At 65.7% G+C, this 21,649-nt stretch carries 19 protein-coding genes; 8 read left to right on the top strand and 11 right to left on the bottom strand.

Going from position 1 to position 21,649, the window contains the following annotated elements; translation table 11 throughout:
- The 7 genes from ACHL_RS07900 to dinB form a co-directional block, all read right to left on the bottom strand.
- Entirely contained in the window at positions 1-1,638 is a 1,638-nt protein-coding gene (locus ACHL_RS07900) for a UDP-N-acetylmuramoyl-L-alanyl-D-glutamate--2,6-diaminopimelate ligase (RefSeq protein WP_015936774.1), read from the bottom strand.
- Positions 1,639-1,718: 80 nt separating this feature from the next.
- Positions 1,719-3,521 (bottom strand): peptidoglycan D,D-transpeptidase FtsI family protein, encoded by a 1,803-nt coding sequence (locus tag ACHL_RS07895; protein ID WP_015936773.1) that lies wholly within the window; start codon positions 3,519-3,521, stop codon positions 1,719-1,721.
- A gap of 44 nt (positions 3,522-3,565) precedes the next feature.
- The gene (locus ACHL_RS07890; RefSeq protein WP_015936772.1) at positions 3,566-4,210 is read right to left on the bottom strand and encodes a hypothetical protein; all 645 of its coding nucleotides are present in this window, start codon (positions 4,208-4,210) and stop codon (positions 3,566-3,568) included.
- A complete protein-coding gene (rsmH, locus tag ACHL_RS07885; RefSeq protein WP_015936771.1) occupies positions 4,207-5,199 on the bottom strand; it encodes a 16S rRNA (cytosine(1402)-N(4))-methyltransferase RsmH in 993 nt (330 codons plus the stop codon). The genes ACHL_RS07890 and rsmH overlap by 4 nt, the downstream gene beginning before the upstream one ends.
- Positions 5,200-5,380: 181 nt before the next feature.
- Entirely contained in the window at positions 5,381-5,809 is a 429-nt protein-coding gene (gene mraZ / locus ACHL_RS07880; RefSeq protein ID WP_009358613.1) for a division/cell wall cluster transcriptional repressor MraZ, read from the bottom strand.
- Between the two features lie 346 nt (positions 5,810-6,155).
- Entirely contained in the window at positions 6,156-6,530 is a 375-nt protein-coding gene (locus ACHL_RS07875; RefSeq protein WP_015936770.1) for a DUF3040 domain-containing protein, read from the bottom strand.
- Positions 6,531-6,812: 282 nt separating this feature from the next.
- Positions 6,813-7,973 carry a DNA polymerase IV gene (gene dinB, locus ACHL_RS07870; protein WP_081434801.1) on the bottom strand — a complete coding sequence of 387 codons (1,161 nt, stop codon included), beginning with the start codon at positions 7,971-7,973 and terminating at the stop codon, positions 6,813-6,815.
- Between the two features lie 140 nt (positions 7,974-8,113).
- On the opposite strand from dinB, the gene ACHL_RS07865 reads away from it, so the two are divergent.
- Together ACHL_RS07865 and ACHL_RS07860 are read left to right on the top strand one after the other, a co-directional pair.
- Positions 8,114-8,644, top strand: coding sequence for a hypothetical protein (locus tag ACHL_RS07865; RefSeq protein ID WP_015936768.1), 531 nt, complete (start codon positions 8,114-8,116; stop codon positions 8,642-8,644).
- Positions 8,641-9,735 (top strand): polyprenyl synthetase family protein, encoded by a 1,095-nt coding sequence (locus tag ACHL_RS07860; protein WP_015936767.1) that lies wholly within the window; start codon positions 8,641-8,643, stop codon positions 9,733-9,735. The genes ACHL_RS07865 and ACHL_RS07860 overlap by 4 nt, the downstream gene beginning before the upstream one ends.
- Before the next feature lie 9 nt (positions 9,736-9,744).
- On the opposite strand, the gene ACHL_RS07855 is transcribed toward ACHL_RS07860, so the two are convergent.
- The gene (locus ACHL_RS07855; RefSeq protein ID WP_015936766.1) at positions 9,745-10,098 is read right to left on the bottom strand and encodes an Rv2175c family DNA-binding protein; all 354 of its coding nucleotides are present in this window, start codon (positions 10,096-10,098) and stop codon (positions 9,745-9,747) included.
- 242 nt (positions 10,099-10,340) lie between these two features.
- On the opposite strand from ACHL_RS07855, the gene ACHL_RS07850 reads away from it, so the two are divergent.
- Both ACHL_RS07850 and ACHL_RS07845 read left to right on the top strand, forming a co-directional pair.
- Positions 10,341-11,711, top strand: a complete 1,371-nt coding sequence (locus ACHL_RS07850) for a lytic transglycosylase domain-containing protein (protein WP_043793880.1) — start codon at positions 10,341-10,343, stop codon at positions 11,709-11,711.
- Positions 11,712-11,812: 101 nt separating this feature from the next.
- Positions 11,813-13,936: a Stk1 family PASTA domain-containing Ser/Thr kinase gene (locus ACHL_RS07845; RefSeq protein WP_015936764.1), complete on the top strand. Its 2,124-nt coding sequence runs from the start codon at positions 11,813-11,815 to the stop codon at positions 13,934-13,936.
- A 76-nt stretch (positions 13,937-14,012) separates the two neighbouring features.
- Here ACHL_RS07845 and ACHL_RS07840 read toward each other — a convergent pair whose 3' ends face one another.
- Positions 14,013-15,407, bottom strand: coding sequence for a class II 3-deoxy-7-phosphoheptulonate synthase (locus tag ACHL_RS07840; RefSeq protein WP_015936763.1), 1,395 nt, complete (start codon positions 15,405-15,407; stop codon positions 14,013-14,015).
- Positions 15,408-15,516: 109 nt separating this feature from the next.
- On the bottom strand, positions 15,517-16,284 hold the full coding sequence (locus tag ACHL_RS07835) for a lysophospholipid acyltransferase family protein (protein ID WP_015936762.1): 768 nt from the start codon (positions 16,282-16,284) through the stop codon (positions 15,517-15,519).
- A gap of 112 nt (positions 16,285-16,396) precedes the next feature.
- Between ACHL_RS07835 and ACHL_RS07830 the strand changes: the two genes are divergently transcribed.
- The 3 genes from ACHL_RS07830 to ACHL_RS07820 are packed head-to-tail and all read left to right on the top strand — an operon-like array spanning position 16,397 to position 18,526.
- Positions 16,397-17,185, top strand: a complete 789-nt coding sequence (locus ACHL_RS07830) for an alpha/beta hydrolase (protein ID WP_015936761.1) — start codon at positions 16,397-16,399, stop codon at positions 17,183-17,185.
- A complete protein-coding gene (locus ACHL_RS07825) occupies positions 17,182-17,997 on the top strand; it encodes an alpha/beta hydrolase (protein ID WP_015936760.1) in 816 nt (271 codons plus the stop codon). The genes ACHL_RS07830 and ACHL_RS07825 overlap by 4 nt, the downstream gene beginning before the upstream one ends.
- A complete protein-coding gene (locus ACHL_RS07820; protein ID WP_015936759.1) occupies positions 17,984-18,526 on the top strand; it encodes a hypothetical protein in 543 nt (180 codons plus the stop codon). The genes ACHL_RS07825 and ACHL_RS07820 overlap by 14 nt, the downstream gene beginning before the upstream one ends.
- A gap of 4 nt (positions 18,527-18,530) precedes the next feature.
- Here ACHL_RS07820 and ACHL_RS07815 read toward each other — a convergent pair whose 3' ends face one another.
- Positions 18,531-19,622, bottom strand: a complete 1,092-nt coding sequence (locus tag ACHL_RS07815) for an ROK family glucokinase (RefSeq protein WP_015936758.1) — start codon at positions 19,620-19,622, stop codon at positions 18,531-18,533.
- A 182-nt stretch (positions 19,623-19,804) separates the two neighbouring features.
- On the opposite strand from ACHL_RS07815, the gene ACHL_RS07810 reads away from it, so the two are divergent.
- On the top strand, positions 19,805-21,613 hold the full coding sequence (locus ACHL_RS07810; RefSeq protein ID WP_015936757.1) for an AMP-dependent synthetase/ligase: 1,809 nt from the start codon (positions 19,805-19,807) through the stop codon (positions 21,611-21,613).
- The last annotated feature ends 36 nt before the right edge of the window (positions 21,614-21,649 follow it).

Raw genomic sequence — 21,649 nt, 5'->3', positions numbered from 1 at the left:
CTAGGACTCTATCCGGTCGTCTTGGAGAACGTTGAATCCCCTGGCTGTCAAGGCGCTGCGCAGTTCCACGCGGTCGTCAAGGGCAAGATTGACGCCTTTGACTTCCTGCCACACTTCATGGCCCCGGCCGGCCACAAGGATGCTGTCCGAAGGGCCAGCGAGCTCCACTGCGCGCCGGATGGCCTCGTCCCTGGGGAAGACCTCCAGGATCTCGCAGGGCAGCGATTCGCTGCTCCGTGCGTGTTCCGCACCCGCCAGGACGTCCGCGCGGATGGCGGCTGCGTCCTCGTCGTGGGGGTCGTCGTCAGTGATGATGACCGTGTCCGCCAGCCGGGCAGCCACGGCGCCCATGGCAGGGCGTTTGCCCTGGTCGCGCTGGCCGGTGGCGCCGAAGACGACGATCAGCCGGGAGTCCGGCGCCGGCGGGCGGACGGCCTCGAGGGCACGGGCCAGGGCATCGGTGTTGTGGGCGAAATCGACGACGGCGGCGGGCTGCTCGGCGACAAGTTGCATGCGTCCGGGGACGGCGACGGTGAATGGGTCGGCCGTGTCCACGGCTTCCTGAAGCACCGCGTGGTCCACACCCCCGGCGAGGACCATTACCGCCGCCAGGGCGGCGTTGGCGACGTTAAAGCTGCCGGGCAGTCCGGTGTGCAGGCGCAGTTCTGCGCCATCGGGACCTTTGAGCGTGAAAGCGGTGCCGAGGCCCCGGGGTTCGGTGGTGGCCACGGCCCAGTCCGCGGCTGCCTGCCCGTCCGTGCTGAGGGTGGTGACCGGGATGCCGGCGGTGCCGGCCAGGCGGCGGCCCCACTCGTCGTCGACCGTCACTACTGCCCTGCGGGCGCGGGCGGGCGTGAACAGTTCGGCTTTGGTGGCGAAGTAGTCATCCATGGTGCCGTGCAGGTCCAGGTGGTCCTGCGTCAGGTTGGTGAAGCCGGCCACGTCAAACAGCACGCCGTCCACGCGCTGGTACGAGATGGCGTGTGAGGAAACCTCCATGGCTGCCGCTCCCAGTCCCCGCTCGCGCATGAGGGCAAGCAGCCCGTGCACTTCGGTGGACTCCGGCGTGGTCAGCAGGCTGGGAATGGGCTCCGTGCCGGCAAGGATTTCGATGGTGCCGATCAGGCCGGACCGGGTGCCGAGGGCGCGCAGCAATGAGTTGATGAAGTACGTGGTGGTGGTCTTGCCGTTGGTGCCGGTCACGCCAAACAGCGTGAAATCATCCTCGGCGCCGTCGGTGCTGCCGTAGATGGCTGCGGACAGCGGACCCACTACGTTGCGGGGTTTGTCCACCACGAGGACCGGAACCGGGGTGTCGTTTCCCAGCGCCAGCAGGCGTGCACCGGCGTCGTCGGTCAGGACCGCCACCGCGCCGGCGCCCACGGCCTGTGCCACGAAATCAGCACCGTGGCGGGAAGCCCCGGGGAGGGCAACGTAGAGGTCTCCGGCTTCGACGGACCGGGAGTTCAGGGTGATTCCCGTTACCGTGACGTCTGCTGCATGTCCGGGAACTGCGACGCCTACGGCGGCGCCGATGCTCGCCAGGCGGACGGGTTCGACGGCGGCGGGCCGGAACCTGGCCTTACTGGCAGGAGCGGCCGGAACGGCGCTGCTGTGGGACGGCGTGAAGTCTGACAAGGAATCTCCGATGGTGCTAGTGGACCGTGCCCGGCTGTGGCCGCAGCGGGGCGCTGCTGGGCCGTGGTGGCGCCGGGGTGCTACTTGGCGAACTGGGGCAGCCTGGCCGGTTCGCCGGTGGACGGCTGGACGTTGTAGGTCCGCAGTGCCTGGCTCATGACCGACCGGAAGACCGGCCCGTTGGTAATCCCGTAGATGCTGCCCTTGGGCCGCTGAAGTACCACCTCAACAATAAACCGCGGATCATCCATCGGCGCCATGCCCACCATGGAGGCGGTGTAGCCGCAGAAGCCGGACTTGCCGTCGTCGCATGGCGATTCCGAGGTGCCGGTTTTGGCGCCCACCCGGTAGCCGTCAATCGCGGCGTCCTTGATCTGGCCTTCGGTGACGGCGCTTTCCAGGATGTCCTGGACCTGCTGGGCGGTGCTGTCGGACACAACCCGGGTGGGGGCTGCTGCCGGCACCTTTTCCTCGGTCCCGTCGGCGGAAACATACGAGTCGATCAGCCGCGGCTGGAGCATCACCCCGTTGTTGGCCACTGACTGGAACGCGCGCACGGTCTGGAGCGTGGACTGTGACACGCCTTGCCCGAAGAGGACGGTGAATTCCTGCCGGCCATCCCACTGGTCTGCGGGGGTGAGGATTCCGGAGGCGGTGGCGGGGAGCCCGATGTCCGGAGCCTGGCCGATGCCGAACTTCTGCAACCAGTCGTAGCGCTGTTCCTTGCTCAGGGCCTGCCCGGCCATCACGGTTCCCGTGTTCATGGAATAGCCCAGGATGCCGGCAAGGGTGCGCTTCTCTGTGCCGTGTGAAAAGGAGTCGGTGAACGTCTGGCCGTTGACGGTATAGGAGGGGGGCAGCGTGTATTCGCTGAGCGGGTTGGCCTTGCCTTCCTCGATCAGGGCCGCCGCGGTCAGCATCTTCTCCACGGAACCCGGCTCGTAGGCTGCGGTAACGGCCCGGACACCGCGGTCCTTGGCGGCAACCAGCCCCGGGTTGTTCGGGTCCGGGGAGTTGGTGTCCGCCATGGCCACCAGGTTGCCGGTCTTGACGTCCATGACAATGATGACGCCCCATTCGGCGCTGAGCTTGTCCGCCTGGCTTTGGATGGCCTGCTGCGCAAAGTACTGGAGGTCGGAGTTAATAGTGAGCTTAACGTTCTTGCCGTCCTGCGGTGCGGTCAGCTCGTCCACGCCCACCGGAATCCGGAGGCCGTCCGCCCCGATTTCGAACAGGCGCTTGCCATCCGACCCCTTCAGGAGGTCGTCCTGAGTCTGTTCGATGCCGGCCTGTCCGCTGCCACCCTCCTGCAGGAAGCCGATGATGCCGCCCGCCACTGAGCCGTTGGGATAGACACGCTTGCTGACGCCTTCGGTGACGATGCCGGGCACCTGGAGTTTGGAAATGCGGTCCTCGACGTCCGGCTTCACGTCCTTGGCCACGATGTAGTAGCGGGACTCACCGGTAACCGCCTTGACGATGGCGTCCTTGTCCATGCCCAGGACCGCCGCCAGCTCGGAGAGCCCCTGGTCGCGGCTGACTTCGACGAGTTTTTCCTTGCCGTCGACTTTATCCAGGCGCCGGAAGGTCTCCGTCTTTGTGTTGAGCTGCTGGTCAACCACCACGTTGTAGCGGATCACACTGTTGGCCAGGACCGTGCCGTTGGCATCCAGGATGCTGCCCCGCTCTGCAGGCAGGACGGTTTCGGTCATCCTCTTGTTAAGGGCCGCTTCAGCCATGCCGCCGACATCCAGCCCCTGGACCAGGAACAGCTTTCCGCCAACCACCAGCAGGAGGGAGAGCATGATGCCCAGGCCCAGGCGCAGCCGCCTGGTGGGGTTGGGCGCTTTGCCGTTCACTGCCTTACCGGTCTTCTGCGCCACTGATCTTCCTTGCTGTTCGTCCCTCGTGCCTGCCAGTTCCGCTGTTACTGTCCGGGCATCTTCTGCTGCGGTGCGGGAACTGTGCCGCCGTTCAGTTCGGCCGCGGAGGCCTGGCGGGCCGGTGCTGCGGCTGCGGGCGCCTCGGCGGCGGGAGCCGCTGCGGCAGGCGGGGTTTCTGCTGCCGGCTTGCGGCTTGCCAGGGGTTCACCGGTTGACGCCGGAGGCACAACGATCAGCTGCCCCGGAACGGCCGGGGCAGGAATGACTGCGCCTTCAGTGGCACCCTTCACTGCCGGCGTGGCCTTGCCGGTGACGGACAGCGTGGAGAGGTCGATCTGGCCCTTGACGGTGGATGCCACCATGCCCAGGTCCTTGGCCTTGGCCGCAAGGTTCTGCGGGGCCTCGAAGTTCTGCACCTGCTGGGTGAGGTCCTGGTTCTGCTTGGTCAGCGTGCTCTGCTTGGCGCGCAGTTCCACCAGCTGGTACTGCGCAGTGGATACCGAGATGTTCAGGACCAGGACTGCCACCAGGGCTACTGCGAGCATGGCAAAGCAGAGGACGACAAAAGGAGCACGCCGCTTGCGGGGCATGCTGCGCACCACGGACAGCGGGGTGCGGCTCTTCCGCTCTTCCCGCTGCGCCGGATTGCCGGGAGAGGCGGGAAAGTTCTTGACGGCAGCGGTGCTCATGCAGCTCTCCTGGCTCTGATTCGTTCCGCCGCACGGAGCCTGGCTGAGGCGGCACGGGGGTTCTCGGCGATTTCGACGGCGGTGGGCACCTCGGTGCCCTTGGTCAGGATCTTGAGTTCGGGTTTATGTTCTTCCAGTTCCACCGGAAACCCGAGCGGGGCGGAGGACTTGGAGCGGCCCTGGAGGACGCTTTTGACGATCTTGTCCTCGAGGGAGTGGTAGGACATGACCACGATTCGTCCGCCCATGGCCAACGCATCCACGGCGGCAGGGACGGCGCGTTCCAGGACGTCCAGTTCCTCGTTGACTTCAATCCGCAACGCCTGGAAAGTCCTCTTGGCCGGATGTCCTCCGGATTTGGCTGCTCCGGCGGGGACGACGGACCGGATCTGCTCTACGAGTTCTCCGGTGGTGGTGAATGGCTTCTCGCCACGGGCAGCGACGATCCGGTTGGCGATACGGCCGGCGAACTTCTCTTCGCCCCACTTCCGGATGATCCGGACCAGCTCTTCCTCGTTGTATGTGTTGACCACGTCAGCAGCGGTCTGGCCGCGGCTGGTGTCCATCCGCATGTCCAGGGGAGCGTCGAAGGAGTAGGCAAAGCCGCGCTCACGCTCGTCAAGCTGGAGCGACGAGACTCCAAGGTCCATCAGGATGCCGGAGATTTCGGTAACGCCAAGGTCCGCGAGGACTTCGGGGATTTCGTCGTAGACGGCGTGGACCAGGTCCGTCCGTGCGCTGAACGGTGCAAGCCGTTCCCCCGCAAGGGCGAGTGCTTCCTCGTCACGGTCTATGCCGATCAGGTGGAGGTCCGGGAAACGCTGGAGCATGGCTTCGGAGTGCCCGCCCATCCCCAGCGTGGCGTCGATGACGATCGGGGCTTTGCCCTGCTGCCGCGCTGCATCGAATCCGGGGGCCAACAAATTGATGCACCGGTCCCGCAGGACCGGCACATGGCGTTCGGACGTTGGCTTCGGTTGTTCGTTCATGCCTCGTCCCTTCTCGCCGTTGTGGTAGCTGCTTCCGCTTCCGGGATCAGATCCCCATCCGCACCTACCGTCCCGCCCGCCTGGCTCCGGGGAAGTGAGTCAGGTTGGCTGGCCGATCGGCCGGCTGGAGATCTCATCCAGGAAACTTCCTGCGTGAAACTCCTGCTTACCGCTCCGGGATTCAGAGAATGCCCGGAATCGGATCGTCCGTTTCAGAGAAGGCTGTTTCCTTCTCTGCGAGGTATTCATTCCAGGCCTGGGCGTCCCAGATCTCGGCACGGGAACCTGCGCCAATAACGGCCAGTTCCCTTCCGAGCCCTGCGTACTCCCGGAGCGCGGGAGGAATAGTCACGCGCCCCTGCTTGTCAGGTACCTCGTCAGAGGCCCCAGAGAGAAAGACACGGATATAGTCACGTGCCTGCTTGGAGGAGATTGGCGCCTCCCGCATCTGCTCGTGGACCCGTGCAAATTCCTTCTCGCTGAAGACGTAGATGCAACGTTCCTGGCCCCTTGTGAGCACCAGGCCGCTTGCCAGCTCCTCACGAAACTTGGCCGGGAGAATGATCCGTCCCTTCTCGTCCAGGCGCGGCGAGTGAGTGCCCAGAAACACTGGCCCACCGCCTGTCCGATATCAGGAAATGCATATCCCCTATGTTGCAACCACCCTCTTATGCCCTCCACATTACTCCACTTTCCCCCACAGTCAACGCAAAATCGAGCGTGGTGAGCCCCTAAATTGGGATACGCGCCGCGGAATGGCGCTATTTTCAGCGGGTGGTGGGAAGTGGAGCGGATTTACAGGGCGCGGCGGAAATCCGGCAGGGGCCATCGCGTGAGATGGGGCCAAACGCCGTTAAACAGGAAAAGACCCGCCTCAGCGGGTCTTTCTCTTGGTCTTTCCCCTGTCGGGGAGCGAAATGGAGCCTCCGGGTTTTGGTCCGGATTACCGGACGGCCCTACGGCTCCCCGCGCCGGCGTTCATCCCAACGCTCCTCGAGGTTGCTCATGAAGGAACTCCTTGGCTTGCCTGGTTTGCCGGCGCTGCCCTTGGCGCCACCCTTGGCCGCCGCGGAACTGCGCATCGTGGCAAAGTACACGCCGCCGCCCATGACGATAAACCCGAGGACGCCGACGAAGATGCTTTGCAGCGTGACGCCAACCAGTAGCAGGAACACGCCTGCCAGCGCACCAAGGACACCGATCACCACATGCCTCGTAGACCACGAACGCCCGGGGTCCGACCCCATGGAGTTCGCAAACTTCGGGTCGTCCTCGTGAAGCTGCTTCTCCAACTGCTCAAGCAGCTTCTGTTCGTGCTCCGACAGCGGCATCACGACCTCCTTCGTAGGCCAACGTCCGGGCTGGTCCCAGAAATTACTCCTGCACCCTTAACGGCTGGTGCGCCTGTTCGGTTCCCGTCCTCCCGCCTGGGCAGGAGGTTGAACCGGGCGCACAGCCGCCGGAGCGGAAGCATGTCCAAAACGGTCCGGCAGTAGTCCAATCACTCAAAAACTATGTATCTCTAAGGATAGTTTGTTGCGGTCCGTTCTGAAAGACGGCGATTTCTTTCGAAACACGGGAACGGCCGCCTTTTGGTCCGTTTTAGGCCGCTTTTAGCCGGCGCCGCCTCCGGGCTCCATTAGGCGGGCCGGAAGAACCGATTTGGAACCGAATTTTCGGGTGACCTCATCCAGGACCTGTTCAGCGGCGCGCCAGTTCTCATCCCGCCGGTCGATGGTGAGCTGCACTGATGTTGTTGCCGTGTCCTCGAGCTGCTCGGCACGCACTCCCACCAGCCGGACCGGCATGGCCCGGTGCCCCACCGACTCCAGCAGCTGGACCGCCACTGCATAGATCAGCTGTGCACTGTCAACGGGAGCCTGCAGGGTGCGGCTTCGGGTGATGGTGGAAAAGTCTGCAAAGCGCAGTTTCAAGGCGACGGTCCTTGCCACCATGCCGGAGCTTCGCAGGCGTCCGGCCGTGCGGTGGGACAGCCGAAGGAGTTCGCGGTGGAGGAGGGCGTCATCGGATGTGTCAACCGCAAACGTCTCCTCCGCTCCGATGCTCTTTTCCAACCGCACCGGCGTAACCGGCCTGGGGTCGATGCCCCAGGACAACCGGTGTACGTGCTCACCGCCGGCGCCGAGCAACCGCCGGAGGGTGGAGACGGGGGTGGCAGCCACATCTGCCACCGTCCGGATTCCCATCCGTGCCAGGACTTCAGCTGTCTTTGCCCCCACGCCCCAGAGCGCACCCACCGGCAGGCTGTGCAGGTAGGGCACGGTTTGTTCGGGGCCAATGAGCAGCAGGCCGTCCGGTTTGCAGCGGGTGGAGGCGATCTTTGCCACGAACTTCGATTCGGCGATGCCCACAGACGCCGTGATGCCAAGCTCGGAGGCGACCCGGCGCCGAATGAGTTCACCGATTTCCCTCGGGGGCCCCAGCCTGCGGATCGCTCCGGTGACGTCAAGGAAGGCTTCATCCACGCTCAGTGGCTCCACCAGTTCAGTCACGGATTCGAAAATGGCCATCAGCTGGGCCGAAACTTCGTAGTACAGCTTGTGCCGCGGCTCGATGATGACGGCCTGCGGGCACATCCGGGCGGCGACGGCCATGGGCATGGCTGATTTAACGCCAAAAGCGCGGGCCTCATACGAGCCGGACAGGACCACTGAGCGCTCCCCCGGAAAGCCGACGATCACTGGCTTGCCGCGAAGTTCCGGGCGTGTCCGCAGTTCGACGGAGACGAAGAAAGCGTCCATGTCCACGTGCATGATGCACTTCCGCCTGCCGCCCGAAAGGCGTGCTGCGGCTGGCTGGTTTCTTGCGTCGGGCCCCACGGCTGCAATCCTATCCGTAGGTACTGTCTAAACTGGAGGCTGAATCCGGCATCAACACCAGGAGGAAAGTCCCTGTGACGGTCATTGGAAACTTCAAACCGGCTGGCCTGGCCGTTCTTGCCGCAGGTGCGGCGTTGGCCCTGGCAGCCTGCAGCCCAACACCGTCACCTGCCCAGCCGTCACCGTCCTCCCCCGCTACAGTGCCGGCAACTGGACAGGCAACCACTACTGCGTCGGCCAGCCCCAGCGCCTCCCCCAGCACTTCGGCCACTGTGGGGGCGCTTGTTGAAGGCTTCCCGCAGCAACTCCTCCCCCTGATGCCGAACGCGACGGTTGTCTCCAGCAGTTTTGACAAGTCGTCCGCGCCCGCTACCGCCGCACTGGTGGCGACAGTCGCCGGACCCACGTCCGCCGTCGTCGACTTTTACACGAAGGCGCTGGAAGCGCAGGGCTTCAAGGCGGTACCCGGGGACTCCGTGGGTGCGGTGGCGTCCAAGGACTTTGTCCGTGGCGACAGTGAGACGGTCAACCTCTCGGTAGTTGAGGCATCCGGAGTGGCTACCTTCACCATCGGCGCCAACGTGGCTGCTGAGTCCGCCAAGTGACCGGCGCCGAGCAGCTAAGGAACGAACAGGCCGACTTTGTGGCCTCGGTGGCCGGGGAATTGACCGGTTTCCTCACCTCCCGCCAAGGGATCATGTCCGGCATCTCGCCGGACATTGACCCCATTATGGGTTCCATATCGAACCTCGTCACCGGCGGAAAGCGGTTGCGCGCCCTGATGTGCTACTGGGGCTGGCGCGGGGCCGGCGGAGACGCCGGCGCCGCTGAGGTGGTGACGGCAGGTGCCGCGCTCGAACTCTTCCAGGCCGCCGCCCTGATCCATGACGACATCATCGACCGCTCGGATACCCGCCGGGGGGGACCCAGCGTCCACCGCAGGTTCAGCCAACTCCACGAGGCCCAGGGCTGGGCCCTGGACAGCGGGCGGTTCGGGCAGGCAGCAGCCATCCTCGCCGGAGACCTGTGCCTTTCCTTCAGCGAAGAGGCATTTACGGATATCGGCGAACGGGCGGCGTCGGGCAGCCGGGCACGGTTGATCTTCAACCTCATGAGGGCTGAGGTCATGGCGGGGCAGTACCTGGACATCCTGGAAGAGGTGGCCGGGCCGGTCCGCGACCGCGCGGGCGCCGTCAGCCGGGCCCAGTCGATCATCAGGTTCAAGAGCGCCAAGTACTCCACGGAGCATCCCCTGGCCCTGGGCGGTGCCCTGGCCGGCGCCACGAACGACCTGCTGCGGGGGTATTCAGCGTTCGCCCTCCCGCTGGGCGAGGCCTTCCAGCTCCGCGATGACGTCCTGGGCGTCTTCGGCGACCCCCTCACCACGGGGAAACCGGCTGGAGATGACTTGCGCGAAGGCAAGCGCACGGTGCTCGTGGCGTTGGCCCTGGACCAGGCTTCTCCGGCCGAGTCCGCCTTCATCGACTCCAGGCTGGGGAGCCCGGAGCTGGACGACGGTGACGTGCAGGAGATCCGCCGGATCATCGAAGACTCGGGCGCGCTGCAGGCCACCGAAGTGCTGATCGGGGAATACGGTAATGCAGCCTACGGGGCCCTGGAGGCGCTGCCGCTGGATGAGCTGCCCAAGACCGCACTCAGGAGGCTGGCCGAGGCTACTGTCAGCCGGGCCTCCTGAGGACAGCAATTACCAGGCCAGGGTCTGCGCCCTGCGCCGGATCTCGGTCTTCCGGCCCTCACGGAGGGCGTCAATCGGCCTGCCACGCAGCGACTCGTCCGGAGTGAACAGCCAGATGATCAGGTCTTCGTCGGAGTAGCCGGCGTCGGCCAGGACCACAATGGTGCCTTTGAGGCTCTCCACCACCTGGCCGTCCTGGAGGAATTCTGCGGGTACTGAACGGATATTCCGTTCGCCCACACGCACAGCCACGAGGGCACGCTCATCAATCAGGCCATGGACCCTGGTAATGGAAACATTCAGCAATTGGGCGACATCGGGGAGGGGCAACCATTCGCCCACGAGGTTTTCTACGTTACTCACGGATCAAGGTTGCCACGGTGCGCGGCCCGTCGCCTAGTCGCTTCACGAACCCAATACTCCTGACCTGCGGACACTCCGAAATTCTTCCTTACGGCAAAAGCGCGAATTCTTGTGCTAACTGCGAATTCATGAGAGATTCTCACTGTTCACACTCGTAACAAACATCACTCGAGTAACAGTAGTATCAAGCATTAACGCGGCACCCCCGTCCGCTCCCCGCAGTTGAGAAGAGGATTCCTTACATGACGATGTCCCGCTCGCCGAAGCAACCCCCCAGGCCGAGCTTGCCGATGATTGCTGCGACGACGGCGGCACTGCCGGCGGTCGTCCTGTCGTCCCTGGCCCTCGCACAGCCGGCCACTGCCCAACAACCGGCCAAATCACTCCCCGCGACCCTGACCGCGGCCATGAACGCGCACGCAGCCGCCCAGGCTGCTGCCGCGATCATTCCGGCATCATCCGTTTCCACCACGATTCCGGCAGCGTTTAAACCCGCACAGAATTCGGCGCCGGCCGAATATACGGTGGCCCGTGGAGACACGATCAGCGCCATCGCCGGAAAATTCAACCTGAACACCGGGGAAGTGCTCAGGCTGAACAATCTGCAGGCGAACACCATCATTTACCCGGGGCAGAAGATCAAGCTGTCCGGAAGCCCTGCCGCGGCAGCACCGGCCCCCGCCGCGCCTGCCGCTGCCCCGGCTTCTGCCGGCGGCGCCACTTACACCGTCAAGTCCGGTGACACGTTGGGCGCCATCGCTGCCCGGCACAATGTCAGCCTTGGGGACGTCTTCAGCTGGAACAACCTCAACATGAGGTCCATCATTTATCCCGGCCAGAAGATCAAGGTGGGCGCAGGGTCACAGGCACCTGCGGCCCCCGCGGCGGCACCGGCGGCGTCACTGGCCAACACGTCAGCCCCGCAGGCTCCGGCTTCCGGCTCCTACACCGTCAAGGCGGGCGACACCCTGTCCGCCATCGCATCGCGCCATGGGGTGAAGCTGCCCGAGCTCCTTTCCGCGAACGGGCTGAACCTCGGCTCCATCATTTACCCGGGCAACAAACTGAAGGTCCCCGGCTCGGGCTCGCAGCCTGCTGCTTCGCAGCCGGCAGCGCCCGCCGCCCCACTGGTACCGAGTTCCTTCCTGGGGTTCACCTATCCGCCGGCGGTGGTGAGCTCCGCCAACGAGAACAAAGCCCTGCTGAATGCTTCCCCGGTCCCCTCCCGGGCCGAGATGCAGAACATCGTGGCGGACACCGCCCGCCGCATGGGTGTTGAGCCGTCACTGGCTTTGGCGTTCGCCTACCAGGAGTCCGGATTCAACCAGCGCGCGGTCTCCCCCGCCAACGCCATCGGGACCATGCAGGTCATTCCCAGCTCCGGCCAGTGGGCCTCGGACCTGGTGGGCCGCAAACTGAACCTGCTTGATCCGTATGACAACGCCACGGCAGGTGTCGCCATCATCCGTCAGCTCCTTGCTACCAGCAAGGACCGGGACACGGCCATCGCAGGCTACTACCAGGGCCAGTATTCGGTCAGCAAGTACGGGATGTACGACGACACCAAGGCCTACGTGGCGGCCATCAAGGCACACCAGAAGAACTTCGGCTAGAGCCTTGGCCGGCCCGGATTGACGGCGCCGGCAGCCGCTGATGGAACGGGTTCGGGCCGGTTGACGGTCCGGACCCGTTCCTTTGCAACTAGGATCGGAGGGTGCAGGAAAACGTGTCTGACCCCCTTGTAGGAACGCTGGTGGATAACCGCTACGCCATCAAATCCAAGCTGGCGCGGGGCGGCATGTCCACTGTGTACCTTGCCGAGGACCAGCGGCTGGAACGCGATGTGGCCCTGAAAGTACTGCATCCCCACTTCTCCGCCGACGAAAGTTTCGTGGGCAGGCTGGGCCGGGAAGCCAAGGCCGCTGCCAAGCTGTCCCATCCCCACGTGGTGGGTGTCCTCGACCAGGGCAACGACGGCCACACGACGTACCTGGTCATGGAGTACATCAAGGGACACACCCTGCGGGACGTCATTACTGACAAAGGCGCACTGCCGCCCCGACTGGCGCTGGCCCTGATAGATCCGGTGGTGGAAGGCCTGGCGGCGGCGCACGCCGCCGGTTTCATCCACCGGGACGTCAAACCCGAGAACGTCCTGATTGCCGACGACGGCCGGATCAAGGTGGGCGACTTTGGCCTTGCCCGGGCCGTGACGACGTCAACCAGCAGCGGAGCGCTGATTGGAACCGTTGCCTACCTCTCCCCCGAGTTGGTACTGGGCCGGCCAGCCGATGCGCGCAGTGACGTCTACTCCGTTGGCATCATGCTTTACGAAATGCTGACCGGCAAGCAGCCCTTTGGCGGGGACGTACCCATCCAGGTGGCCTACCAGCACGTCAACAGCACGGTGGGTCCCCCGTCCGCGCTCGTTCCGGGCCTTGCAGCTGAAGTGGATGAACTGGTGCAGTGGTGCACTGCGAACGATCCCGAGAACCGCCCGGTTGATGGCAGCGCACTGCTGCAGGAACTACGCCACATTCGCACCAACCTGACAGATTCAGAACTCGACCTGCAGCCGCCGGCAGCACTGGGAGCCCCCCATCGCGGCCTTCCCGGCACGGCGGGACTGCCCGGCACGGCGGATCAATCAGCCGGGCCCAGCCATACCGAGTTCATCCCGCACATCAGTAATCAAACATCCGTCATGCCCGCCGGCCGTCCGGCGCCGCCTCCCTACCAGCCGGCAGGCAATGCCACGGCCGCCCGCAACCCGACGCCGGCACCCCGCACCGGCCACACCCTCACCCCACCCGGCGAGGACGACAGTCCCGCCTGGGCCCCGGCTCCCCCCGCACTGAGCAAGCGGGCCCAGCGCAAGGCAGACAAAGACGAGGAGAAGGCCCGCGCACGGGCTGCCGCCACACCGGCCCGAAGCCTGCGCGAAGGCAACCCGCGGCGGAGGGGCATTCTCTGGATCATCGTCCTCGTAATTGCTGCGCTGCTTGCCACCGGAGCGGGCTGGTTCTTCGGGATGGGTCCGGGCGCGGCGGCAGCCATACCGGCGGTGGCCAACAGGACCGTAGCGGAGGCCCAGCAACTGCTGAGCGATGCAGGATTCCGTTCGACCACCAGCGACGTCTTCGATGATGCCGTTCCCAGCGGCCGGGTAGTGGGCAGCGACCCGCAGGCAGGGGCGGAGATCCGCAAGTTCCAGCCGGTTTCACTGCTGGTATCGAAGGGCCCCCAGCTTTACCCTCTGCCGCAACTGACGGCCGGCTCCCTCGACGAGGCCAAAAGCGCCCTCAACGCTGCCGGAATGGCGCTGGGCAAAGTAACCGAACAGTTTGACGAGGAGGCATCGGCGGGGACGGTGCTCTCGCAGGATCCTGCGGCCGGCACTCCTGCCCGGCGGGGCACCGCGGTGGCAATGGTGGTCTCCAAGGGCCCCGAACCCATTGCCGTTCCCTCAGTGGTGGGAAAAACGGAAAACCAGGCAGTTGACGCCATCGAGGCAGCAGGCCTGAAGGCGGAGGTCGCCAAGGACGAGGTCTTCGACAGGAAGGTCCCCGAAGGCGCCGTGGTCAGCCAAAGTCCTGCCAACGGGACGCTGACCCGCGGCGGAACGGTCACCCTGACCATTTCGAAGGGTCCCCGGATGGTGGAAGTCCCAAGCTTTATCGGCAAGCAGGCCGGGGAGGCCGAACAAGCACTGCGGAAGCTCGGATTCGACGTCCGGCTCAACAAGGTCCTTGGCGGATTCTTCGGCACCGTCAGGGACCAGGATCCGGTGGACACTGAAGTTCCCGAAGGGTCCGTCATCACCCTGACCGTGGTGTAGAGGGCCTCGGACGTACAGGAGGCGCGGCCCGGATGACCCGGCCCGCGCCTCCTGGCGCCCTTTTCGGACGCTGTCGTCAGTTCTTGGCGAGTGCCCCGGCCACCAGGAAGGCCATTTCGAGCGACTGCATGTGGTTCAGGCGGGGATCGCAGACGGACTCGTAACGGTCCAGGAACGCGTCCTGGTCGATCGGGTCCGCGCCGCCCAGGCACTCCGCAACGTCGTCGCCGGTCATCTCGGCGTGCAGGCCGCCCGGCACGGTACCCAGGGCGTGGTGCACCTCGAAGAAGCCGCGCACTTCGTCGATGACGTCGTCGAAGTTGCGGGTCTTGTACCCGTTCGGTGAGGTGACCGTGTTGCCGTGCATGGGGTCGGTGACCCACAGGACCTGCGCGCCGGACGCCGTGACCTTTTCGACGACAGCGGGCAGCTTTTCACGGATGTTGCCGGCCCCCATGCGGGTGATGAAGGTCAGGCGGCCCGGTTCGCGTTCCGGGTCCAGCTTGTCGATCAGCCGCAGGGCGTCGTCGCCGGTGGTGGACGGGCCGAGCTTCACGCCGATGGGGTTGCGCACCCGCGACAGGAAATCGACGTGGGCGTGGTCGAGTTCGCGGGTCCGCTCCCCGATCCACAGGAAGTGGGCCGACGTGTCGTAGGGGAAGCCCGTCCGCGAGTCGATCCGGGTCAGTGCGCGTTCGTAATCGAGCAGCAGCGCTTCGTGGCTGGCGAAGAACTCCACCCGCTTGAGGGCCTCGAAGTCCGCGCCGCAGGAGTCCATGAACTTGATGGCGCGGTCGATGTCGCGCGCCAGCGATTCGTAGCGGGCGTGCGCGGGGTTCTCGGTGAAACCCTTGTTCCACTGGTGGACGGACCGGAGGTCGGCGAAACCGCCCTGCGTGAACGCCCGGATGAGGTTCAGGGTGGACGCGGAGGTGTGGTAGGCCCGCAGCATCCGGGACGCGTCGTGGCCACGGGACTCGGGGGTGAATTCGTATCCGTTGACGATGTCGCCCCGGTAGGCCGGAAGGGTCACGCCGTCCCGGGTTTCGTCGTTGGAGGAACGGGGCTTGGCGAACTGCCCTGCCATCCGGCCCATCTTGATCACGGGCATGGCCGCACCGTAGGTCAGCACCACCGCCATCTGGAGGATGGTCTTCACCCGCGCGCTGATCTTGTCTGCCGTGGCTGCCTCGAAGGTTTCCGCGCAGTCGCCGCCCTGCAGGAGGAATGCCTTGCCCTGCGCTGCTGCGGCCAGGCGCTCCCGGAGCACGTCCACTTCGCCAGCGAACACCAACGGGGGAAGCACCGAGAGCTCCTTCACGGAGGCATCGAACACCTCCCTGTCCTGCCAGCTGGGCTGCTGCGAGATGGGCAGCTCCCGCCAGTCGTCAAGTCCGGGATAGGTGGCGGCGCCGCTTTGGGAGTTGCCGGACAGCGGAAAGGCGGGGTTTGCAGATAGCTGAGTCACCATCTAAGACTAGCGTCCGCGCAGGTCGGCTGGACACCGTGCCGTCACGGTTCCCGGCCCCTGCGTCACAACGGATCGACGGCGCGGGCACACCCGTCCGCCGGGCAGGCGGTCACCGTGCCGCCGGCTCCCCGCCGGAGTCATCTCCACCGGCCGGCGGGGACGCCAGCGGCTCCGCCGGGGCGGCAGGCTCGGCGGGCTTTCCGGCGAGGCGCAGCTTCACCACGGCAGCGTATTCGTCCACGTATTCCTGCCCGGAAAGCCGCTGCAGTTCCAGCATGATGCGGTCCGCCACTGTCCGCTGGGTGCCGCGGTCCTCGGCCTGCTCCCGGCAGCTGCTGAAGTCGAGCGGTTCACCGAAGATCATGCCGATCCGCCGGATGTTAGGGAGCCGCTTTCCGATGGGTTGCACCTTGTCCGTGCCGATCATCGCTACGGGAATGACGGGGACCCCGGCCTGGAGGGCCAGCCTGGCGACCCCCACCTTGCCCCGGTACAGCTTGGAATCGGGACTCCGCGTGCCTTCCGGGTAAATCCCCAGCAACCCGCCGTGGGTCAGTACGTCCATGCCGGCGCTGAGGGAAGCCGCAGAGGCTGCGCCGCCGGACCTGTCCATGGGCAACTGGTTGGTGAGCCGGAAGAAGAGCGCTGTCAGGCGGCCCTTGATTCCGGTGCCGGTGAAGTATTCGGACTTGGCCAGGAATACCACCGGCCGGCGGACCATCAGCGGCATGAAGATGGAGTCGGAAAACGACAGGTGGTTCGAGGCGATGATCGCGGCGCCCTCGGCCGGAATATTGTCCAGGCCCTTGACCCAGGGGCGGAAAAGAAGCTTCAGAACAGGACCGAGGAAGATCCTCTTCATGACCCAATAAAACACGCGGTGAACCTCTCGGAAGGTCGGCCCCAGGCGCCGCTCCGGGCCTGTTTCAGCAGTTCAGATGCAACCCTACTCTAGTGAGATTTATCCGGAACAGTGACACGATGTAGGCATGACTGAAAGCAGCACACCGTCCCGCCCCGCAGCGTTCAGTTATCCCGGCCATGGCCCCAATGCGGACATCGGCATCGCCATTTGCCACGGCTTCACGGGCAGCCCGCTCAGCGTGCTGCCTTGGGCGGAGCATCTCGCCGCCCAGGGCTACGCGGTAACAGTCCCCCTGTTGCCTGGCCACGGAACGGACTGGCGGCAGCTTGCGCAAACGGCGTGGAACGACTGGTTCGGCAGTTTCGAGGCGGCCTACCTCGATCTCTCCGCCAGGACATCCACCAGTTTCGTGGCGGGCCTGTCCATGGGCGGTGCAGTGGCCCTGCTGACCGCCGCCAGGCACAAGACTGCAGGCGTGAGCATCGTCAACCCCGGCCTGAGTTTCTATGACCGGCGCGTACGGGTCATCGGGCTGCTGAAATACTTCCAGCGGACCACCATTCCCATTCCGGAAGAGCATTCAACAGCGCCGGCAACGGAAGACGGAGATTACTCGCGGACACCCCTGGCGGCCGTGCACGAACTGAAGAAGCTGTTCAACGCAACGCTCCGGGAACTGCCTGCGGTCACGGCACCCGTACAGGTCTTCAAATCCGTGACAGATGAGGTGGTACCGCCCACCTCCCTGGAACTGCTGCGGGCACGGCTGCGCGACAGGGTGACGGAGGTGGTTGAACTTGCGGGCAGCGGCCACGTGGCTACGCTGGACGTTGACGCGCCGGAGATCTTCGCCCGGTCCAGTGAGTTCTTCCGTGACCATGCCCGCCAATCCAGCCCTTCGGAGACCCCATGACTGCCGGCCCGGACCACAGTCCCTTCAGCAGTGCCACCAGCGGCACCGGGCCACGCGCCGGCGTAGTGCTGTCGCATGGTTTCACGGGCAGCCCGCACAGCCTGCGCGGCTGGGCGCAGGCGCTTGCCGGCGCCGGCTTCGCGGTGCGGATGCCGCTCCTGCCCGGCCATGGCACAAGCTGGCAGGAACTGTCCCGCACACGGTGGCAACAGTGGCACGGTGCCCTTGATGAAGCGTTCCTGGAACTCGACGCCGAATGCGAGCACGTTTTCGCTGCCGGACTCAGCATGGGCGGCGCCCTTGCGTTGCGTGTCGCCGCCACGCGGCCAGTAGCCGGCGTGGTCCTGGTGAACCCCGGGCTGGTCATTGACGACCCGCGCGCTCCGCTGGCGGGCATCCTGAAACTGGTCATGAAAAGCACCCCCGCCATCGCCAACGACATCCTGAAGGCGGGCATCGACGAAGGTGCTTATCCACGCACTCCCGTCGCCGCAGCACACGAACTGAACAAGATGTTCAAGGACACGGCCCGACTGCTTCCCCGCATCACGGCACCGGTGCAGGTCTACAGGTCCACCGTGGACCACGTGGTGTCGGATACCAGTATCTCGGCGCTGCGCCGCGGCCTGACCCATGCGCCCCTGGAGCTGGTCCGGCTGGAGAACAGCTACCACGTGGCCACCATGGACAACGACGCCGAACAGATATTCCAGGGTTCGGTGCACTTCATCCGGGCCACGCTTGCTGCGTTGGCGCCTGGCGTGGCGGCTCCCGTACCCGGGTCCGGGGAGGCCGGAAATGAACAGGCCTGATTCAGGATCCGCGGACCAGGGGGCCAACCAGGACGACGCCGTCTGGCTCGACCTGGTGGCACGGCTGGAGGCGGACACCCCGCCGCCGGAACGCAATGTGCCGGATTCTGTTCCCGGGCCGGCCCAGCCGGCCTCCTTCCGCGACTTTGATCCCCTCAATCTGTCCGGTGCCGCACCTGTGGAACATTCGGCTGCCGAGCGCAGGGAGCGCCAAAGCGGAGGGCCCGGCGATGACACAACGCCGGAGGCGCCGCCGGCCGGTCCGCGCGACTATGGCGTTGAGGATGAGGGAGGCGACTTCGTTCCGGAGGAGCCCCCCAGCCTTTCCGGGACGGACCCCCTGACCATGCTGGCCTGGCTGGCCGCGGTGGGCGGGCCTGTTGCGCTGCTGCTTTCCGCGATGTTCTGGCGGTCAGCGCCCGTGCTGGCCATATGGGGCATCGTCGCTGCCTTCGTTGCCGGCACGGTGTACCTCATCATGAAGCTTCCGCAGGAGAAGGACGAGGACGACGACGGCGCCCGGGTCTGAGCAGTCAGCTGCGGACCCGGCTGCTGACGCGGGAGAGGTCGGCGGCACCGATCAGGCCGGCGTTGGGTCCAAGGTGGGCCAACTCGATACCGGCGGCCGGCCGGAAGCCACGGCCGGTCAGGTTCCTGGCGAACGCCTTCCTGGCGGGCTCCACGAGGAGATCGCCTGCTGAACACAGTCCTCCGCCGATGACGAAGAGCCCCGGGTCGAGGGCGGCCGCCAGGTTGGCGAGCCCCAGGCCGAGCCACTCCCCCACCTCTTCGATCAGTTCGCGCGATGCTGTATCTCCGGCGAGGGCCAGCTCGGTGACAACGGCACCGGTAATGGTCTCAGCGCGACCACCGACGGCAGCCAGGAGGTCCTGGGCCATGGGCGAGTTGCTGCTGGCAAGGATCCTCGCTTCGCGGCCGAGGGCGTTACCGGAGGCATACTGCTCCCAGCAGCCGCGGTTGCCGCATTCGCAGCGGTGGCCTCCGGGCATGATGACCTGGTGGCCGAACTCGCCGGCTACGCCGAAGCGGCCCCGTTCCACCCTGCCGTCCATCACCATGGCTCCACCGATTCCGGTGCCGAGGGTGATGCATACCAGGCGGCTTTCGCCTTGCCCGGCGCCGAACCGCCACTCGGCCCACGCGGCGGCGTCGGCATCGTTGGCCAGCAGCACCGGACGCCGCAGGAGCTGCTGGAGGTTCGCGCGCAGGGGCTCGTTCCGCCAGGCGAGGTGGGGGCTGAAAAGGACAGTGCCGCCGTCGAGGTCCATCCATCCGGCGGCGCCGATGCCCACGGAACGTATCCGCCGCCCGCTGCCGAGCTCTTCGACCAGTTCCACGATGACCCGTTCCACAGCCCTGGGATCAGTCCCGGGCGTGCTGCGGCGGGCTTCGCTGAGGATCCGGCCTTCCTCGTCCACGACACCTGCCGCCACCTTGGTGCCGCCGATGTCGATGCCGATCGCCAGGCCCCGGCGGCCAAGGCGCGCCCGCCCCCGGGATCCTTTTCCCTGCCCTGAGGCGGCACGGTACGGGGCGGACCGCCGCTTCCACGGCGCGGATCGACGGAGGTGGCCGGCCTGGTCGCCGGAGGGCGGTGCGTACATAGTCCCCAAGTCTAGGCTTGTGGCCGGTCCGCCGAAGCCGGGCCACGCGGGCTTCGGTTCCGTCCCCACGGCATTGACGGCTAAGTTACTGGCCAGTAACTTTAGATAGCACTGTCCTGCGGCGGCATACTAGGCTTGTGGCATGCCCCCTGCGCGGGACGACGGATATCAAAGGAGCTATAGTGCGCCAATTCAGTGTTCCGCCCCTTGTTGTTGTTCCACCGGAGACCAACATCACCGACCTGCTGCTGCGGCAGGCCACAAAGGCCAGCAACCCGGCACTGTTTTCCCGCCTTGACGCATCAGGCTCCTGGCAGAACGTGTCCGCCACCGAATTCCTGGCCGACGTCAGGGCCTTGGCGAAGGGTTTGATGGCAAGTGGCGTAGGCGCCGGCGACCGCGTGGGAATCATGTCCCGGACCCGCTACGAATGGTCCCTGGTGGACTTCGCCATCTGGTTTGCGGGTGCCATCTCGGTCCCGATCTACGAAACCTCCTCGCCGTCACAGGTGGCCTGGAACCTTGGGGATTCCGGGGCCGTTGCCGCATTCGGCGAGTCCGCACACCACGAAAACATCATCCTGCAGGCCGTCAACGCCGAAGGCCTCACCGATTTGAAGCACGTCTGGCAGCTGGAAGGCACCGGCCTGGATGCCCTCCGCGAGGCCGGGCGAGGCGTCAGCGATGACGAACTCGAGTCGCGGCGGAGTGCCGCCGGCCTCGCCGATACAGCCACCATCATCTACACGTCCGGCACCACCGGGCGGCCCAAGGGCTGCGAACTCACGCACGGGAACTTCGTGGAGCTCTCGGACAACGCGCTGGCCATCATCGGCGAAATCGTCCACGAGGACGCCAAGACCATCATGTTCCTTCCGCTGGCCCACGTCTTCGCCCGGTTCATCTCCGTCCTGGCCATGGCTGCCGGGACCACGGTGGCGCACACGCCGGACATCAAGAACCTGCTCGCGGACCTGCAGAGCTACGAGCCCACCTTCATCCTGGCCGTGCCACGGGTGTTCGAGAAGGTCTACAACTCGGCCATGACCAAAGCGGAGGACGGCGGCAAGGGTGCCATCTTCCACCGGGCCGCCGATACCGCCATCGCGTACTCAAAGGCACGCCAGGAAGGCCGCGTCGGGCTGGGCCTCAAGCTCCGCCATGCGCTCTTCGACAAGCTGGTGTACGGCAAGCTGCGCGCTGCGATGGGCGGCCACGTGGCCCACGCCGTGTCCGGCGGCGGCCCGCTCGGCGAACGCCTGGGCCACTTCTTCCAGGGCATCGGAATGCAGGTACTCGAAGGGTACGGCCTCACCGAAACCACTGCCCCCATCTCGGTCAACACCCCGTCCCGGATCAAGATCGGGTCCGTGGGCAAGCCGCTGCCCGGCAACGCCGTGAAGATTGCCGGGGACGGCGAAATCCTCACCAAGGGCGTCTGCGTGATGCGCGGCTACTACAAGCGCGACGACCTCACCGCGGACACGTTCGACGACGGCTGGTTCCGTACCGGGGACATCGGCCGGCTCGACGAGGACGGCTTCGTCTGGATCACCGGCCGCAAGAAGGAGATCATCGTGACGGCCGGCGGCAAGAACGTGATCCCCGCACTGCTGGAGGACCAGATCCGCGCCGACGCCCTGGTCTCGCAGGTCCTGGTTGTCGGTGACAACCGCCCGTTCATCGGCGCCCTGGTCACCCTGGACCAGGAAGCCCTGCCGGGCTGGCTCCAGCGGCACGGGCTCCCGGCAGGCACCACGCTGGAGGAGGCCGCGGACAACCCTGTGGTCAAGGCAGCGGTGCAGGACCTGATCAGCGCCGCCAACGGCTCGGTCTCCCAGGCGGAGGCCATCAAGTCCTTCCGGATCGTCCCGGCGGACTTCACGGAGGCGTCCGGGCACCTGACACCGTCCATGAAGGTGAAGCGGGCACAGGTGATGAAGGATTTCGAGACCGTCATCGAGGAGATGTACTCGGCACCCCGCTCCTGACGCAGGCGCTGCTGAACTCTTGACGAAAAGGTCCTC

It is taken from the genome of Pseudarthrobacter chlorophenolicus A6 (assembly GCF_000022025.1).
GTDB classification, from domain to species: domain Bacteria; phylum Actinomycetota; class Actinomycetes; order Actinomycetales; family Micrococcaceae; genus Arthrobacter; species Arthrobacter chlorophenolicus.
Note: the sequence above shows the minus strand (reverse complement) of the source record. Positions and strands in the feature narration are given on the sequence as shown.